This is a genomic window from Paenactinomyces guangxiensis, assembly GCF_016055185.1.
Taxonomy (GTDB): Bacteria; Bacillota; Bacilli; order Thermoactinomycetales; family Thermoactinomycetaceae; genus Paenactinomyces; species Paenactinomyces guangxiensis.
In genome coordinates this window covers 1-17,034 of record NZ_JAECVR010000021.1, presented here as the reverse complement: position 1 = coordinate 17,034, position 17,034 = coordinate 1, and the positions used below count along the sequence as shown (strand labels likewise).

The following is a 17,034-nucleotide window of genomic DNA, read 5'->3' as shown; positions in this document are numbered from 1 at the left end:
GTGTGGCAGTACGCAATGTGATTCGAAGCATTATAGTGGAAACCCCATCAAAACCGGGAAACTTAGGGAAGGTTACGACAGCGATTGGAATGGCTGGCGGGGATATAGGAGATGTTACAACGATTAAGATTGGTCCTCTCTCTACAGTACGGGATATCACCGTTCATTGTGAGAGCGATGAACAGTTGGACGATGTCGTTGAAGCGATTAAGAAATTAGAAAGTGGCATCTTTGTCCATGCCGTTTCCGATGATGTGCTGCGGGCACATGAAGGCGGTAAGATTCATATGACCAGCCGCATGGATATCCGCTCCCTGGCCGATTTGCGCCGGGTTTATACTCCGGGTGTAGCTAACGTCTGCCGCGTGATTCAGGAAGATCCGGAAAAAGCGAGGTATTATACCAGCATTGGAAACAGCGTTGCCATTATTACAGATGGGACGGCTATTCTGGGACTGGGCAATATCGGTCCGCTGGCCGGCATGCCGGTAATGGAGGGAAAGGCCGCATTATTTGACCGGTTTGCAGGGATTAGCGGAATACCTATTTTATTGGATACGAGCAATCCGGACGAAGTGGTTCGCACTGTTAAAAATATATATAAAGGATTTGGCGGCATTTTGCTTGAGGATATCGGCTCGCCTCACTGCTTTGAGATTGAGGAACGTTTGAAAGAAGAGATTCCGATTCCGGTCATGCATGATGATCAGCATGGAACGGCGGTTGTTACTCTGGCGGCTGTGATTTCCGCTTGCCGCTCTGCCGGGGTCACATTGAAGGAGGCCGTTGTGGGACAAATTGGACTGGGAGCAGCCGGGCTGGCGATCTGCCGGATGTTTATGGCTTATGGTGTGCGGGAAATGTGCGGGGTGGACCGCCAGCCTGCCGCTTTGGACCGTCTGGCGGGTTATGGCGGAACCCCTCTTGACTCTCTGGAGGATTTAATGTCCAGGTGTAATATTGTTATCGCTACAACAGGAGTCCCCGGCTTGATTCGGCCTGAGATGATTTGCCGTGGACAGGTGATCCTTGCCCTTTCCAATCCCAAACCGGAAATCGAACCGGAGGATGCATTAAAAGCGGGAGCTGCTTTTGCCGCTGATGGCCGGTCTGTGAACAACGTACTCGGCTTTCCCGGTATTTTCCGCGGAGCACTCAATGCACGGGCATCACAGATTACACATTCCATGCTGGTAGCTGCCGCACGTGCCATCTCCAACTGCACCAGTCACGGCGAGATTGTCCCCCATCCGCTGGATCCCAAAGTGCATGTGGAGGTAGCGCGGGCAGTCGAACAAGTGGCTTCACAGGAAAATCCGAAGAAGAGTAAAGAGAAAGTGAACGGCTCTCCATTGAAGTGACAGAGCTTCTCGCTTCAACGAGTCTGAAGCGAGACTCTCCACGAGCGTAATTTCCCTTAGTCCCTACGGTACATGTTTAATGGTTGCACGTGACAGGAATCGCTTTATGTGGTGACTGTTCCTTCCTCCCCACAACCCCATACGATTCATTTTCAATGTACAGCACATATGCGTATCATTGGATTCGACAAATATTCCTTTTTCCTTCTTTCTGGAAAAAGTTTGCTCTAAGCATCCCACAAGGGGATCCCGAGCAAAGCACACTTTCATCTACCCCATTAAAATAGGGAGTATTCCTGTTCGCAAGTCATAAAAAGAGCGCCAGCACCCCGGCCGGCGCTCCTTTATCTAAACCCCGCAGGGAGTACTACTATTGTAAGAAAAAGCAAAGGCTTTCATACTGAACGGTACATAGCAATTTGAGGAACCATTGGTTATAATGGGTTCAAGTTTTCTTGGAAGGAGATTGGGCATGGAACTGGATATGAAACAAATTCAGGAGATTATCCCTCATCGTTATCCATTTCTCTTAGTTGATAAAATTGTGGAATTTGAACCGGCAAAAAGGGCGGTTGGCATTAAAAATGTGACCATCAATGAACCGTTTTTTCAAGGGCATTTTCCCGAATATCCGGTGATGCCGGGAGTTTTGATTATTGAAGCATTGGCCCAGGTCGGAGCTGTCGCAGTTTTGGGGATGGAGGAAAACAGAGGAAAACTGGCTTTCTTTACCGGAATTGACAAAGTGCGTATCCGTGAGCAAGTGAAACCTGGAGATGTGTTAACCCTGGAAGTGGAAATGGTCCGGTTAAGGGCAAACTTCGGAAAAGGAAAAGCGACTGCCAAAGTTGGCGATCAAGTGGTGGTGGAAGGGGAATTAATGTTCGCACTTTCCTGAGTAATGGCCATACAAAAAGGGAGAAGGTTGCAGTGGCGGCCTATTCAGCTTAAGGATAAATGAAAAAGAGCCGTTTTCCATCCGGCACGATTGGGGACCAGGCAAGGGGAAACGGCCCTTATCCCACTTCTAATCCTTTGTCTACCGATTCAGAAGGTCCACAAGCGGACCTTCTTTTCTTTGTTCACGAAATTGTTTAAATCAGGGATGTTTATGATGAGTGTTTTACCGTTACAATCCAAAAAAGAAGCGCAGAAAAAAATATATTAACCCCCATAAAGGAAGGCTCATAATCATTGCATTTAACAATCCGAATGCACAACTCAGGGAGTCATTGATAACCCTTTGCTTTTTCATTAGCGATCCGCTCCTGAGAGTGGTTTTGTAACCCTATTATCGCCAAATTGCATCCGGGTTATCCAATGCTGCCAGGAAACCGAAAAATGGGTTGAATGGTGATTTTGCGGGGCAAAATATACATATTTCCCGGGGGATTAGCAGAGCTGAGATACTAAGGAAAAGGCAGGGTTGTGAATGAGTCTGCATGTACTGGTTATTTCTCATATGTACCCCAATCCGGTTAATTCTATGTCGGGAATTTTTGTTCACAATCAAATGAAAGCTCTAAAAGAAGCAGGAGTCCGGATTCAGGTTGTTTCACCAATCCCATTCTTTCCCCTTTATCCAAAGTGGAAAGGTTACCGTCACCTTCCGCGGCAAACTGTTTTAGACGGCATTACGGTCCATTACGTTCCAACGTTGATGTTTCCCAGAGGAATGTTTTTTTCTGCTTACGGTCACCTGTACTGGAGATCGATAAAGCGAGTGATTGCCGAAATCCGCCGTGATTTTCCGTTTGACCTCATCCATTGCCATACAATCTATCCTGACGGGTATGCCGGAGCCAGGTTAAAAAATGATTTTGGAGTGCCTGTGATCAGCACGATTCATGGTTCAGACATCATGCTTTATCCCCGTAAAAACAGTTCCGTGCGGCAAAAAACCGTCGAAGCGCTGCGGGAAAACGATCAGATCATTACTGTCAGTGAGCGGCTGTTAACGGAAGCTGTTTCGATGACCCCCGGGATCGAGGTACAGACGGTATATAACGGCTTTGATCCCGCCCGCTTTTATCCGGTTGAACAAAAGAAAGCACAGGAACAGCTGGGAATCCCATTGACCGGAAAAAAACTGCTGTTCGTTGGGAACCTCTTGCCCGTCAAAGCCGTCCATGATTTATTATCCGCTTTTGCTGCAGTTGCAGCTCAAGCTGAAGATGTTCACCTTTATTTAGTCGGAGACGGCCCTCTGCGCTCTTCGCTTCATAACCAGGCCGCTCAGTTGGGGCTGCTTCAGAGGGTTACTTTTATGGGCAGGCGTCCGTACGAGGAGATTCCTGCCTGGATTAATAGTGCCGATGCAGTTGTTTTATCAAGCCTCAGTGAAGGTTTGCCCTCCATTCTCCTGGAAACGATGGGTTGTGGCAAAGCGATGGTGGCCACTGATGTTGGCGGGATTTCCGAGATATTACGGGATGGGGAGACAGGATTCCTGGTACAGCCGGGCAAACCTGAGCAGTTATCTCGCTGTCTGGGCAAAATCCTGGTTGAGCAGACGGAGCTTCTGAAGACGATGGGCGAAAAAGCACTTTCCGTTTCCAAACAACTCACGTGGCAACAGAATGCCCAAAATACGCGGGTCTTATATGATCGGGTGCTAAAACGGAAAAGTTTGTGATTTTTTTTGGACGGGGATACCCAAAAGATTTCAACTATGTTACAGTGTTAAGTAGGTTTGTAATGTTCCTGTAACAAATTAAAAACATGTAAATCAAGTTTTTGTTAAACGATATACGCAAAAGTGATTTTAAACTGGGTTAGTCATCGGCACTTGTCGGACAAAACTTTTCCGGCTCGTCGACACTTTCACAGAAAAGAGGGAGATTATTGATACGCTATGGAATTGTTGGCTGCGGGCATATCGCCAAAAAGCATGTAGCCGCGATTGAGGCGGTGGAAGGGGCTAAGCTCGTGGCTGTCTGCGATACCAATGCAGAGCGGCTCGCTGAATTTGCAAAGGATGGGATTGAAGGATACACCGATTTCGCGGATTTGTTGCAAACAGATATTGATGTAGTCTGTATTTGCACTCCGAGCGGATTGCACCCGAAGCTGACCATTCAGGCAGCTGAAGCGAAAAAGCATGTCATTGTAGAAAAACCAATGGCGCTTACTCTGGAAGATGCCGACCGCATGATTGAAGCATGTGAGAGAAATGGTGTAAAAATGGCGGTTGTTCATCCCAACCGTTTCCGGCCGGCAATTATGGAACTGCGCCGTCAACTAAATCAGGGGGCATTTGGAAAAATCGGACACGCCAATGCGACGGTCCGTTGGAATCGAAACCAGGCCTATTATGATCAGGCCCCCTGGCGCGGCACCAGAGAAATGGACGGCGGGGTGTTAATGAACCAGGCCATCCACAACATGGACCTTCTCCTGTGGATGATGGGCGACGTTGAGGAAGTTTTCTCTTATCAGGCAACCCGGCTCCGCAAGATCGAGGCTGAAGATACTTCCGTCTCGGTCATCAAATTTAAAAGCGGGGCACTTGGTGTATTAGAAGCAGCTGTTACCATCTATCCCAAAAATCTGGAAGAGTCCCTCAGCATTTTTGGTGAAAAAGGAACGGCGATTGTCGGCGGACCGACAGCCAATTGGATTAAACACTGGAAATTTGAAAACATAAACGACGAAGAAGCAGAAGCAGTGATCCGGCGGATTGAGAATGACCCGTTTGGAGTTCCCGGCCATCAATGCATTATTCAAGATTTGACCGATGCGATTAAAGAAGACCGGACTCCTGTTGTTTCCGGTAAAGAAGGGCGTAAAGCGTTAAGCCTGGTCGTCGCCTGCCAGCAATCGGCAGAGACTGGAAAAGCGGTACGCATGGATGATTTGGAGCGGAAAAAGTAAAAAAACCATAAAAGGAGCATCAATCACTATGAGCCAAATTCCTTTGATTGACCTGCAAGCGCAATATAAAACCATACGTGAAGAAGTTCGCAAGGCCGTTGATAACGTATTAGACGGCGGCAAATATATTCTTGGCCCTGAAGTGAAAGCTTTAGAGGAAGAAATTGCCGCGTACTGCGGGGTTAAATATGCGATTGGAGTAGCCAACGGAACAGACGCCCTCCTGCTCGCTTTGGATGCAGCCGGAATCGGCGCCGGGGATGAAGTGATCACCACTCCTTTTACTTTTTTTGCAACGGCAGAAGTTGTGTCCCAATTGGGGGCGATTCCCGTATTTGTAGATATTGACCCGAAAACCTATAATATCGATGTAGACCAAATCAAAGAAAAGATAAACTCTAAAACAAAAGCAATCATTCCGGTCCATATTTTCGGCCAGCCTGCCAATATGGATGAAATCATGGCAATTGCGAATGAGCATAACTTGTTTGTCCTCGAAGATGCGGCCCAGGCTCTGGGTTCAGAGTATAAAGGCCGTAAGGTTGGTTCCCTGGGCCATGCGGCTACGTTCTCCTTCTTCCCGACGAAAAACCTGGGGGGTTATGGAGATGGCGGAATGGTTGTTACCAATGATGAAGAATTGGCAAAGAAAATACGGATTCTTCGTGTCCATGGAAGCAATCCGAAATATTACCACAGCATGATCGGATATAACAGCCGTTTGGATGAGCTTCAGGCCGCTATTTTACGAGTTAAATTACGTTATCTGGACGAGTGGAACCAGGGGCGCCGCGAAAAAGCAGCCCTCTATAACGAATGGTTGAAAGAGGCACCTGTAGTAACGCCATTCGCCGCTGAGGACCGCAAACACATTTACCACCTCTATATCATTCAAACGGATGACCGTGAGGAATTGATGAAACATCTGAAGGAAAAAGGAATCGCCACCGGAGTTTATTATCCTGTTCCTCTGCATCAGCAGGAGGTTTACAAACATTTGGAATATGGAGAGGGCAGCCTGCCAAACTCCGAATTTATGTCAAAGCGCACCTTTGCCCTGCCGCTGTTTGCAGAGTTAGAGGATGTTAAAGTCCGCATGATTACGGAAACCATAAAAAACTATTATGCAAATAAAGCTTAAAGGATGAATCAACGTGACCACAAAAACGTTACTTCAAAAAATTGAAGATAAATCTGCAGTCATCGGGGTTGTTGGTCTGGGTTACGTCGGACTCCCGCTGGCTGTGGAAAAAGCAAAAGCAGGCTATAAAGTTGTCGGCTTCGATATCCTGGCACACCGGGTCGACATGGTCAACAAAGGGATTAACTATATCGGCGACGTGGTGGATGAAGAGCTGAAAGAGATTGTACAAAAAGGGCAATTGCAGGCGACCACCGATTATTCGCTTATTTCCAAAGTGGATGCGGTAGCCATCTGTGTCCCGACTCCTCTGGATAAATATCAGCAGCCGGATACTTCTTATGTGGAATCGTCCGGCAAAGAAATTGCCAAATACCTGCACCCCGGCGTACTTGTCGTACTGGAGAGCACCACCTACCCGGGAACGACAGAAGAAGTGCTGCAGCCGATTTTAGAAAAGACCGGGCTGAAAGTGGGGCAGGACTTTCATTTGGCTTACTCCCCGGAACGGGTTGACCCGGGCAATAAAGTATTTAACACCAAAAATACCCCCAAAGTTGTGGGCGGAGTAACCCCTGAATGCACTAGAGTGGCGGCGGCATTGTATCGGGGTGTGCTTGAAGGCGAAGTGCATGAAGTTTCCAGCCCAAAAGTTGCAGAGATGGAAAAAATTCTGGAAAACACTTTCCGCAATATTAACATCGGCCTCGCCAATGAAATGGCTATTCTCTGCAACAAGATGGGGATCGATGTCTGGGAAGTGATCGATGCGGCCAAAACTAAACCCTATGGCTTTATGGCTTTCTATCCGGGCCCCGGTCTGGGTGGACACTGCATTCCGATTGACCCGTTCTACTTGACCTGGAAAGCGCGTGAGTACAATTATCATACCCGGCTGATTGAAGTGGCTGGAGAGATTAACAACGAGATGCCCGCATTTGTCGTGGATCGGATGATGAAAATTCTCAACCGTTACGGCAAAGCGTTAAATGGGGCAAAAGTAGCCGTTCTCGGTGTGGCATACAAGAAAGATATTGACGACATGCGCGAATCCCCGGTTCTGGAAATTGTTGAACTGCTCGAGAAATACAAAGCTGATTTTGTAACGGTTGATCCTCATGTCGCCACTTTCCGGGCCGGGAACAAAGAATATGAAACCGTGGAACTGACGGAGGAAGTTCTCGAGTCTGCGGATATCGTCCTGATCGCAACGGATCACTCTGCGTTTGACTATCAATGGATTGCCGATAAATCGAAAGTCATCTTCGATACGCGGAATGCCTTAAAAGAAGTAAAAGAAATCCGTGCAGATTACGAAAAATTATAAGGCGGTTTTGTTCATGAAAAACTTTGTCCATGCATCTGCTCAGCTGGGAAACAATGTCTCCATCGGGTATTTCTCAGTGATTGAGGAAGGTGCAGTCCTGGGAGACAATGTAACGATTGGGAATAACGTAACGATTCATGCCGGAACGGTCATCGGGTCCGGTGTAACGATCTCTGATAATTGTGTGGTCGGACGCTGGCCAAAACCGGCCAAATCATCTACCGTCAAAGTGGATGCCGATCTGCCGCCCCTGAAAATTGGGAACGGGACAACTTTGGGGGCCAATACAGTCTTGTATCGCGGGAGTACTTTTGGCAAAGAAGTGATGATTGGTGATCAGGCCTCGGTACGCGAAAAATGTACCATCGGAGACCGCGTGGTGATCGGCCGGGGAGTAGCAGTGGAAAATCAGGTGGAAATCGGCTCATTCACTAAAATCCAGACCAATGCCTATATCACAGCATATACCACTCTTGAGGAGCGCGTATTTATTGCTCCAACTGTGACAACGACCAATGACAACTTTATGGGACGTACCAGGGAACGGTTTAAATTTGTGCGTGGTCCCTTAGTGAAAAAGGGGGCACGTGTGGGGGGAGCGTCCATCCTGCTTCCGGGTGTAACGGTGGCTGAAGAGAGTTTTATTGCAGCGGGTGCCCTGGTTAATAAAGATACAGAGCCGGCAAAGCTGTATGTCGGTGTGCCTGCCCGTCCGCTCAGAGATGTCCCGGATCGTGAAAAGTTGGAAAATCAAGAGTAACACCTAATTTTTAGAAGGTGTATAAAAGATGAACCATCTTAAGAGATTGTTTTCAGATTCTGCCGCTTTTGCTGTTGCGATGATGGGGAACAAGCTGGCCGCTTTATTGCTTGTTCCCATTTACACACGTTATTTGAAAGGTGACGGCCAACTGGCTGAATGGGGTTTAACCAATACCATTACCCTTATTTTGACGTACCTCTGCATACTGGGAACAGATGCGGCAATGGCTTTTTATTTTTATGATGCAAAAGATAAAAAAGAGCGTGGAATTTATTTTACAAATGCTGTAATATTTAGTGCAGGAATGTGTGTAATTTTTACCATTCTCGTCCTGGTCGGGGGGGCGCCGTTAGCCGAACTGATCTACAAGGGAAAAGAAGAGTATACTTTATTGTTGCCAGTTGCTTTTCTGGCTACACTTGGAGCCATCGTCATTCAGCATATCCTGGGTTACGCACGCTACAGTCGAAGAGTTTGGCTGTTTAATATATTTAGTATGGCCTATGTGATCGGGTCTAATTTACTCAGCGTTTACTTTCTTGTCTTTAAGCACGCAGGGGTCATGGGAATCTTTTATGGTCAGTTGATCGGCCAAGTCGGTGTAGCGCTTATTCTGGTCTGGATTTTTCGCAAAGAGTTTGTTTTGCAGTTTTCCCGATCCCATTTGTCTCACCTTATTAAGTATGGAGCACCTCTCCTTCCTACGTTGATTTCATTCTGGGTGATGACCTCTGCCGGAAGGCAGATCCTGTATTACCTGAATTCTCCTCACTCTGCCGACATCTATGAAGCAGTTACGCGTATCGCCAGTTTTATTGTCTTAATCACAGCCCCTTTTCAGCTGGCATGGCGCCCGTTTTCCATGTCTATCAAAGAGCGGGAAGATGCCCCCGAGGTGTTCAGCCTGGTAGGGAGAGCACTGCTCATCGTCGGAACCATCGCTATTATGTGTCTCACCTTTGTCATGGACCCGATTTATCAGCTGATTATTGGAAGACCGGACCTTTCGGAGGGATATCTCTACGTTTGGACCCTTTCTCTCGGCACGCTGTTCAATGTACTGCATACAGTGTTCGGGGTGGGACTATTAATTAAAAAGGAAACCAAATTGATTTCCCGCGGCTTTTTGATCGCTGCTTGCGTCTATTTGATCGGAAATCTGGTTTTGGTTCCCGTCTTTCATATCTGGGGTGCCGTCAGTATGACGCTCATCGCCTATTTGATTGTTATTATTTGGGTTTATATACAAAACCAGAAAGTGTATCCGGTGAATTTCCGGTTCAGATCCGTCACAATCTACCTCGCGGTCTATCTCTCTTTGCTAATGGGAATCACGTGGGTTCAAGCGAATCAAATTGAAAATCCATGGATTTACTATGCGTTAGCCCTTGTGGTGATGATAACGACTATTTTTGCGACCCGACTTTTTTCAGTGAAGTATTTGTATCAAATTGGCAACTTTTTGCCCAAACTAGGAGGAAAAAGGTGAGAGATGGTGAACGAGCTTTTGGAACCCAGACAAAATCGTTTGGAAAACTTGTTTTATTTGATGATCGCTTTTGCCTTGCTGGGTCCTACCTTTGGAATCCCAGTCACTCAGGGGTTTAATCTGACCTTCTTCCGAGTCGCCTTTATTCTTTTGGCCGGGGGCATCATTATCAGGCTGGTGATGCGAAAAGAGCTTAAAACCTCATACATGTATCCGGTTCGCTGGTATGTGGGATTCTTTGTCTTCTGGTTAATTTACGCCCTTGTGTCACTTACCTGGGCCGTGAGCGTAAACGCCGGAATCAAATATCTGGTTTATCTGGGTATGATGAGTGTAATGGCTTTTTCGGTGCCCTTCTTCTGCTATAACGAAAAAAATTACTGGATGACCAAGCGGATCTTGTTCGGGGTATTTGCCACCATCGTCGTATTTGGTGTGTTTGAATCAATCGCACTGATCCACTTGCCCCCTTCACGTGCTGAAGTAGGTCAGGCTACCGTTACATCTGTTTTTACTAACCAGAATGATTTGGCCACCTGTATCACCTTGGGGCTGCCATTTATTATTACCGCTTTATTTATGTTGAAACTGCAGACGAAGCATCGCCTGCTGATCTATTTCACAGGTGTCTTCGCATTATATGTGCTGCTGGCGACAGGTTCACGCAGCAACACCCTTTTTGCCTTGCCACTTGCAGTACTCGCTCTTGTGATTACTGTTCCCTTTGCGATGGACCGGAAGAAATTTACCTGGAAGAACATTGGTAAAGGGATTGCCGCTATTCTGATAGCAGCAGTTATTGTCAATATGATGAGTGTCTCCTTCCTCTCAGACGAAGCCAGGCAGGATGCAAGAGAAAAGTTTCAAGGGACCTTTGGGTTTTTCAAGGATCTGCAAAAGGGTTCATGGGATGCTGATGACACTCAGGATGAATTTATCCGCGGCGAAACTGGAGAAAGTCCGACCAACCGGAAAAACTTGATTTTAAACGGATTATGGTTTTTACAGAAAAGCAACTATATGGGAGTTGGAGCGGGGAACATTGAACCGCTGATGGGCAAGAACCCTCCCAAAGCAGTTACCAAAGTTAATATGCATAACTGGTGGATAGAGATTCTGGTTAACTTTGGTGTGATCATTTTTGTCATGTATATGGCACTGTATGTCTGGATGTTATGGCGGCTGTGGAATTTGGCCCGCCTTAAAACATCTCCGCAGGTGAGCCCGTTGATTCGCTGGGGTGCTGTAGCCAGTCTGGCAGCATTAACAGGCTTTGTCTTTGGCGGTGTCGCACCCAGTACAGCTATTCATTTTACCCCGATGTGGGTTACTTACGGATTGGGGTTGGCAACCATCGTGCTGGGTGAAAGGCAAAAGCAGCAAAGAGAGATTGTTGCTGAAGAAGAACAACAGACCGCTTGAGTTGTGTAAGTTGGGGCTTTTTCATCCTTTTTGAGGGCATCATGCGGATGCCCTCAGCATTTTCCGAATACCGGTCATTTCCTTACAGTTTGAGGAAAGGGGGAGGGCTGTGGTTCAGAAAGTAATGATTTTTAGCTCGGTTCATCCTTATGATGATTCCCGCATTTTTCACAAACAAGCGAAATCCCTCGTTAAAGCGGGATTTGAAGTAGAACTGCATGCTGTAGCACCGTTTGCGGAAAAAAAGGTTGAAGGGATTCGTATTGTCGGTGTGAAACGGATGAACAAGAAATGGAAAAGGATTACGGCCGGCTGGATGTTGTTTCGGCGTGCAATCCGGAGCGGCGCTGATATTTACCATTTTCACGATCCGGAGTTGCTTCCATGGGGAGTTCTAATCGCCTGGCGTACCGGAAAGCCTGTCATCTATGATTCGCATGAAAATTTGCCGAAACAGATTTACACCAAGCCCTGGATTCCTGAACGATGGAGGGGGCTGATTTCTTACCTGGTACACCGGGTTGAAAAGAAATTAGCCAGACGTTTAGCCGCCGTGATTACGGCGACAGAGTCCATCAGCGACGAATTTCAAGAGGCGAAAAAAGTAATTGTGATTAAAAATTATCCCTTACCCGTTCCGATGATTGAAAAAACGGAAGAAGGGAAGAACCTGATCCTGTATGTCGGCGGGATCTCTTATCTCCGCGGCTATCGGGAAATGATTCAGATGATGGAATTTATCCCGCCTGACCTGAAAGCGGAACTTCATCTGATCGGCCCGTTACAGCATATTGCCCCGGAAGACCGTGACGTGGAACAGCTCAGACAGAAAAATATTTACTTACATGGCCGCATACCCTTTGACGATGTGCAAAAGTGGCTGGGTAAAGGAAAAGTGGGCCTGGTGTGTCTTCATCCCATTGAGAACTACCGTGAATCTCTGCCGATTAAAATGTTTGAATACATGGCAGCCGGGTTGCCTCTGGTAGCAACTGATTTTCCTTTGTGGAAAAAGATTGTAGAAGGAAGTCAATGCGGATTTACCGTTGATGCTCTTAATCCGAAGGATATTGCCGATCAAGTGGTCCGTCTGCTTTCAGATGACACTCTTCGTGTACAAATGGGGAAAAACGGAAGGCAGGCCCATGAAACAACTTATAATTGGGGAGTAGAAGAAAGAAAATTGTTGTCCCTGTACCAGACATTGCTCACAAATAAATAGAAGTAACCCCAGTCACCGGGTATGACTGGGGCTGTTATTTTGTGTAACATCCATTTCCAGGGGCTCCAGCTCAATATGGCCGGCTAAAATGTTGCGAACCCGTGAGATCTCTGCTTCGCTGATTTGAAAGTAGTAAATGCCGCCAATCGTGGTATCCCGGCCCCGAAAGGAAACGCTGGAGATATCATTTTCTTCAATATTGGAATAGATACGCTGTAAACGGAACAGGGTGAGAGGCCGGATATCTGTTTTCATATTGGTTCCCAATTGTTCCAGTAAGTTGTCCAATTTGGCAATCGATCTCAGTTGGGTCCCTTTTTGAATGATGCCCCGAATCACTTCTTGCTGGCGGCGGATTCGCCCAAAATCCCCATGGGGGTCTGCTTTCCTCATGCGGGCAAAAGCGAGGGCTTCTTTCCCGCTGAGTGTCATTTTGCCTTTTTTAAAGTCAAACCCTTCGTACGTAAAGTCAAAGGGTACGTTTACCACTATTCCATTCAGTTCATCTACAATCTTTTCCAAGCCTTGCATATTTACTTTTACGTAACCGTCAATCGGAAAATCCAAAAAGTTTTCTACGGTCTGTCGGGTTAATTTCACACCACCATAGGCGTAGCTATGGTTGATCTTGTCTTTCCCTGCCCGTCCGGGAATCTGAACAAGGGTGTCACGGGGAATGTTTGTCAGGAGCACTGTCTTTTGATGAGGGTTCATCGTAGCGATAATGATTGTATCGGACCGGCCAATGTCTCCGTTTCGTTCGTCTACCCCCAGAAGAAGCAGTGCTGCTGGATCCTGGTCAATAATAACTTTTTTTTCCCTTTTTTCAGATTTGGTTTGGGTGGGCGGCTCATAGACACGATTGGCAGTCAACCAAATCTTATACCCGAAATACAAAGTTACAATCAGTGCCATAAGGAGAAGGAAGAGAATCAACCGGAACCAAAATCGGCCTTTTCGTGATCGCTTTTCTGGCTTAATGTCTTCTCACTCCCGGTAAACAGCTCGCAGATTTGCAATCTGAAAAATTTTCTGGGGTGGTACCCCTATTATATGTATTGTTTTCCTCTTTATGAGAGTCTATACCTATGTGTTTGTCCCTGAAGGCATTGGAGATAAAAATATTGATCCGTAATCCGGCCGCCGTGGATCACTCCGGCTGACCGGCTGCACGGCTCTTGGGGCACGGTTGACAGCCTCTGGGAAAAATAAGGATGGGCGAAAGTTTCATGAAAAGATACAGGAACGGTTAGCCTACTTAAGGAGAGAGGGGTTTCATCAGATGATGAAAGTATTAGTTACGGGAGGAGCCGGATTTATTGGCTCTCATATTGTGGATCAGTTGATCGCCAGAGGAGATCAGGTGGCGATTGTTGATAACATTTCAACAGGCAAGGAAACGCAGATACATCCACAAGCCTCTTTTTACAAGATGGATCTTACCAGTCCCGGGTTACTTGAGGTACTGGAGAGAGAAAAGCCTGAAGCCGTCATTCATCAAGCAGCGCAAATTCATGTGAACACATCGGTTCTAGATCCGGTCTTTGATGCAAATGTGAATATTTTAGGAACGATTCGCCTGCTGGAAGCAAGTCGCCAGACAGGGGTAAAAAAAGTGGTTTACGCCTCTTCTGCTGCTGTGTACGGTGATCCTCAGTACCTGCCGATTGATGAACAGCATCCCGTTCAGCCTCTGTCCGGTTACGGAATCTCCAAGTATACACCGGAGCATTATCTTAGCGTGTACCATCATCTGTACGGTTTGGAATATACTATTCTCCGCTACGCCAATGTTTACGGTTTGCGCCAGGACCCGAGGGGAGAAGGTGGCGTAATCTCTATTTTCATCGATAAGGTGATCAATGATCAGCCGTTGACTATTTTTGGCGATGGAGAGCAAACCCGTGACTATATCTACGTGGAAGATGTAGCAAAAGCAAATCTGGCGGCAACAGCAGCAGGTGAAGGAGAAGTTCTCAACATTGGTACAGGGGTAAGCACCTCCCTCAATGAAGTGGTAAGATTGTTCAATGACATCTCCGGCAAGGAAAATGCCGTACAATACGGGCCGGAGCGTTCAGGAGATATTAAACACAGCTATTTTAACAATGAAAAAGCCTGTTCCGTTCTTAACTGGAAGCCCGCTGTATCCTTCACCGAGGGTTTACGGAAAACCTACGAATATTACTGCCATGAGTATCGTAAAATGGACAAATAAATGTAAGATAATAAAGCCGAAGCCGATTTTGTGCGTTTTTTGGCTTATCCGGGGCACTGAAGGACTGTTTTTTCATAAATAAGGGATTGTCATTTAGATGCATCTGCAGTATACTTGGTTACAGTTATCTGTTTGAAATATTGCTGTAATCTTACTGTCATTTTTGTAATCTAAGCCTATAATGGTTTTTTCTATACTATATACAGCAGGAGTGGTTAGCGGATGCGTTCAAAAATGGCTTATGAAAGCAATTCGCACTCATTTTCCAACGGGATCAGCGGTTCTTCTCTTTACCCGCTTTTGAAGCGGGTCTTGGAAGTGATTCTTTCCATTGCATTGTTACTGTTTACCTTGCCTGTTCTCGTCCTGGTAGCAATTGCCATTAAGCTGGAATCACCCGGGTCTGTATTTTATAAGCAAGAGCGTGTCGGTTTAAATGGAAAATGCTTTAACATCATCAAGCTTCGTTCTATGCGCAACGACGCTGAAAAGAATGGCCCCCAATGGGCGGCTAAAAATGATCCACGTGTAACGGTTGTGGGCAAGTTTATCCGTAAAACACGGATTGACGAAATCCCGCAGTTGATTAACGTTTTACGCGGTGATATGAGTTTGATCGGCCCCCGTCCGGAGCGCCCGATGTTTACTGAGCAATTTGACAAAGAGATTCCCGGTTTTAAAAAGCGTTTACTGGTGAAGCCAGGTTTAACAGGTTGGGCTCAAGTCAATGGCGGTTATGAAGCTACCCCTGCTGAAAAGTTAAAGATGGATTTGTTTTACATCAGAAATCAATCGTTTCGACTGGACTTACAGATCATGCTCCGTACTGTCTGGGTAGTTATTTCCGGCAGTGGAGCCCGTTAATGCAAAACGGGATGCCTCACTATACGGGCAGCCCGTTTTGTGTATATATACCAAACGGTCATATTCATTTCATCCATAAACTTTCACAGGTGTCCCAATTCATGTTTTACCTTAGAAAACAAGGCGTAAGCAAAGGTAAAACAAAAGCCACAACGGTACGCTCAAACAAGTGGCGTTTATAATGCCGATCCAAAACGATTTGCTGACGACCGTGCAGTCCATCTTGGGCACCTCCAAATATTTGTTGAGTGTAATGTTATTATACGCTAATCTGATGAAACATAGTTGAAATTGCCCGTTTTGTTAACGAAATGTAATGTCGGGGTAACAGTTAACAAAAATATGACAGAATAATGAAAAGCGCCGGTTCCAAAAAAACCGTTTCCTGCCTGAGGAAACGGTCAGCTTGTCGACCTGTTAAGAAAACAGACTTTGTCGACAAGCTGCGCCAAACAACACTTGTTGTTTGGCGTGTTTTTTCATAATGCTTTTCATCCAGAATAGCAATTGTTGAAACCCTTGTTGCGTATTGGCAAATACCAATGGCTTTGCCAGCTCTTTGCCTCGATCATCTACCACTCTGGCAATATGATTGTGCTTTGCTATGTCAATTCCTACAATAACAGTGTCAGAGTGAATTTGATCGATTTGATGATTTAGTTTAAAATTCATTCTTGGAGTACCTCCTCTGCTATTTAAGGGTCCACTGGCCAGTGGGACACCTCGTATGTTAGCAGGAGGTACTTTTCTTTTTCAAACCCCTTTGTTTTTCATTACTGGAATGCTCCTTACATTAGCAAAGTCTTACTTGATGATGGGGTCCGGCCGGTTATGCCTTATAAAAGACCCCAAACGAAAAAAGGATTTTTTCGAAAACATGAATATGTTTATGATGAATACTATGATTGGTATATCTGCCCTGCTGGTCAAACGTTAACCTACCGGACTACCACCCGAGAAGGCTATCGTCAGTACATCTCTGATCCAAAAATCTGTAAAGGTTGTCCGTTTCTTTCTCAATGTACAAACAGTCGAACCCATACAAAGCAAATTCACCGCCATATTTGGCAGGACTATTTAGATGAAGCCGAACATCTTCGGCATGCGGAACAGAATAAACAAATTTATAAACAGCGAAAAGAAACGATTGAGCGAGTTTTTGCCGATATGAAGGAGAAGCATGGAATGCGTTGGACGACGCTTCGTGGGAAGCGTCGAGTTCAGCGCAGGCGATGCTTCTTTTTGCTGCCATGAATTTAAAGAAGCTGGCCAATTGGCGATGGCGCAACCGTCGCCTTCGTCGATTTTTTATTCAGTTAATTAGAAAAACCACTTCTGGACAGTTTTCAGAAAT

The 17,034-nt window shown here is 46.2% G+C and carries 14 protein-coding genes and 1 pseudogene; 13 read left to right on the top strand and 2 right to left on the bottom strand.

Going from position 1 to position 17,034, the window contains the following annotated elements; genetic code table 11:
* Positions 1 to 89 precede the first annotated feature (89 nt).
* From I8U27_RS16595 to I8U27_RS16550, 10 genes are all read left to right on the top strand, one after another.
* Positions 90 to 1,361, top strand: coding sequence for an NAD-dependent malic enzyme (locus I8U27_RS16595; RefSeq protein WP_232345601.1), 1,272 nt, complete (start codon positions 90 to 92; stop codon positions 1,359 to 1,361).
* A gap of 472 nt (positions 1,362 to 1,833) precedes the next feature.
* Entirely contained in the window at positions 1,834 to 2,259 is a 426-nt protein-coding gene (gene fabZ / locus I8U27_RS16590) for a 3-hydroxyacyl-ACP dehydratase FabZ (RefSeq protein WP_181753983.1), read from the top strand.
* Positions 2,260 to 2,793: 534 nt separating this feature from the next.
* Positions 2,794 to 3,996 (top strand): glycosyltransferase family 4 protein, encoded by a 1,203-nt coding sequence (locus I8U27_RS16585; RefSeq protein ID WP_181753985.1) that lies wholly within the window; start codon positions 2,794 to 2,796, stop codon positions 3,994 to 3,996.
* Between the two features lie 209 nt (positions 3,997 to 4,205).
* On the top strand, positions 4,206 to 5,234 hold the full coding sequence (locus I8U27_RS16580) for a Gfo/Idh/MocA family protein (RefSeq protein ID WP_181753987.1): 1,029 nt from the start codon (positions 4,206 to 4,208) through the stop codon (positions 5,232 to 5,234).
* A gap of 28 nt (positions 5,235 to 5,262) precedes the next feature.
* Complete coding sequence (locus I8U27_RS16575) at positions 5,263 to 6,375, top strand: DegT/DnrJ/EryC1/StrS family aminotransferase (RefSeq protein WP_181753989.1); 1,113 nt, start codon at positions 5,263 to 5,265, stop codon at positions 6,373 to 6,375.
* Between the two features lie 13 nt (positions 6,376 to 6,388).
* The gene (locus I8U27_RS16570; RefSeq protein ID WP_374057943.1) at positions 6,389 to 7,702 is read left to right on the top strand and encodes a nucleotide sugar dehydrogenase; all 1,314 of its coding nucleotides are present in this window, start codon (positions 6,389 to 6,391) and stop codon (positions 7,700 to 7,702) included.
* Positions 7,703 to 7,715: 13 nt separating this feature from the next.
* Positions 7,716 to 8,462 carry an acyltransferase gene (locus I8U27_RS16565; RefSeq protein ID WP_181753990.1) on the top strand — a complete coding sequence of 249 codons (747 nt, stop codon included), beginning with the start codon at positions 7,716 to 7,718 and terminating at the stop codon, positions 8,460 to 8,462.
* 28 nt (positions 8,463 to 8,490) lie between these two features.
* Positions 8,491 to 9,954 (top strand): lipopolysaccharide biosynthesis protein, encoded by a 1,464-nt coding sequence (locus I8U27_RS16560; protein WP_181753992.1) that lies wholly within the window; start codon positions 8,491 to 8,493, stop codon positions 9,952 to 9,954.
* Between the two features lie 3 nt (positions 9,955 to 9,957).
* Positions 9,958 to 11,376 carry an O-antigen ligase family protein gene (locus I8U27_RS16555; RefSeq protein ID WP_181753994.1) on the top strand — a complete coding sequence of 473 codons (1,419 nt, stop codon included), beginning with the start codon at positions 9,958 to 9,960 and terminating at the stop codon, positions 11,374 to 11,376.
* A gap of 109 nt (positions 11,377 to 11,485) precedes the next feature.
* Positions 11,486 to 12,598, top strand: coding sequence for a glycosyltransferase family 4 protein (locus tag I8U27_RS16550; protein ID WP_181753996.1), 1,113 nt, complete (start codon positions 11,486 to 11,488; stop codon positions 12,596 to 12,598).
* Between the two features lie 12 nt (positions 12,599 to 12,610).
* Here the strand turns inward: I8U27_RS16550 and I8U27_RS16545 are convergent, their stop codons facing one another.
* Complete coding sequence (locus tag I8U27_RS16545; protein WP_181753998.1) at positions 12,611 to 13,471, bottom strand: LCP family glycopolymer transferase; 861 nt, start codon at positions 13,469 to 13,471, stop codon at positions 12,611 to 12,613.
* A 409-nt stretch (positions 13,472 to 13,880) separates the two neighbouring features.
* On the opposite strand from I8U27_RS16545, the gene I8U27_RS16540 reads away from it, so the two are divergent.
* Entirely contained in the window at positions 13,881 to 14,816 is a 936-nt protein-coding gene (locus I8U27_RS16540) for an NAD-dependent epimerase/dehydratase family protein (RefSeq protein WP_198065897.1), read from the top strand.
* A 222-nt stretch (positions 14,817 to 15,038) separates the two neighbouring features.
* Positions 15,039 to 15,680 carry a sugar transferase gene (locus I8U27_RS16535; RefSeq protein ID WP_181754000.1) on the top strand — a complete coding sequence of 214 codons (642 nt, stop codon included), beginning with the start codon at positions 15,039 to 15,041 and terminating at the stop codon, positions 15,678 to 15,680.
* Between the two features lie 417 nt (positions 15,681 to 16,097).
* Here I8U27_RS16535 and I8U27_RS16530 read toward each other — a convergent pair whose 3' ends face one another.
* Positions 16,098 to 16,352 (bottom strand): IS110 family transposase, encoded by a 255-nt coding sequence (locus tag I8U27_RS16530; protein ID WP_181754002.1) that lies wholly within the window; start codon positions 16,350 to 16,352, stop codon positions 16,098 to 16,100.
* Positions 16,353 to 16,457: 105 nt separating this feature from the next.
* On the opposite strand from I8U27_RS16530, the pseudogene I8U27_RS16525 reads away from it, so the two are divergent.
* A pseudogene (locus I8U27_RS16525) lies at positions 16,458 to 17,034 on the top strand (transposase); the annotation flags it as partial.

Excerpts from the sequence above, each read along its gene's own strand:
- I8U27_RS16595 (WP_232345601.1), top strand. The coding sequence starts at position 90 with ATGGCTGGCGGGGATATAGGAGATGTTACAACGATTAAGATTGGTCCT.
- I8U27_RS16560 (WP_181753992.1), top strand. The coding sequence starts at position 8,491 with ATGAACCATCTTAAGAGATTGTTTTCAGATTCTGCCGCTTTTGCTGTT.
- I8U27_RS16540 (WP_198065897.1), top strand. The coding sequence starts at position 13,881 with ATGATGAAAGTATTAGTTACGGGAGGAGCCGGATTTATTGGCTCTCAT.
- I8U27_RS16530 (WP_181754002.1), bottom strand. The coding sequence starts at position 16,352 with ATGAATTTTAAACTAAATCATCAAATCGATCAAATTCACTCTGACACT.
- fabZ (WP_181753983.1), top strand. The coding sequence starts at position 1,834 with ATGGAACTGGATATGAAACAAATTCAGGAGATTATCCCTCATCGTTAT.
- I8U27_RS16555 (WP_181753994.1), top strand. The coding sequence starts at position 9,958 with ATGGTGAACGAGCTTTTGGAACCCAGACAAAATCGTTTGGAAAACTTG.
- I8U27_RS16565 (WP_181753990.1), top strand. The coding sequence starts at position 7,716 with ATGAAAAACTTTGTCCATGCATCTGCTCAGCTGGGAAACAATGTCTCC.
- I8U27_RS16535 (WP_181754000.1), top strand. The coding sequence starts at position 15,039 with ATGCGTTCAAAAATGGCTTATGAAAGCAATTCGCACTCATTTTCCAAC.
- I8U27_RS16575 (WP_181753989.1), top strand. The coding sequence starts at position 5,263 with ATGAGCCAAATTCCTTTGATTGACCTGCAAGCGCAATATAAAACCATA.
- I8U27_RS16585 (WP_181753985.1), top strand. The coding sequence starts at position 2,794 with ATGAGTCTGCATGTACTGGTTATTTCTCATATGTACCCCAATCCGGTT.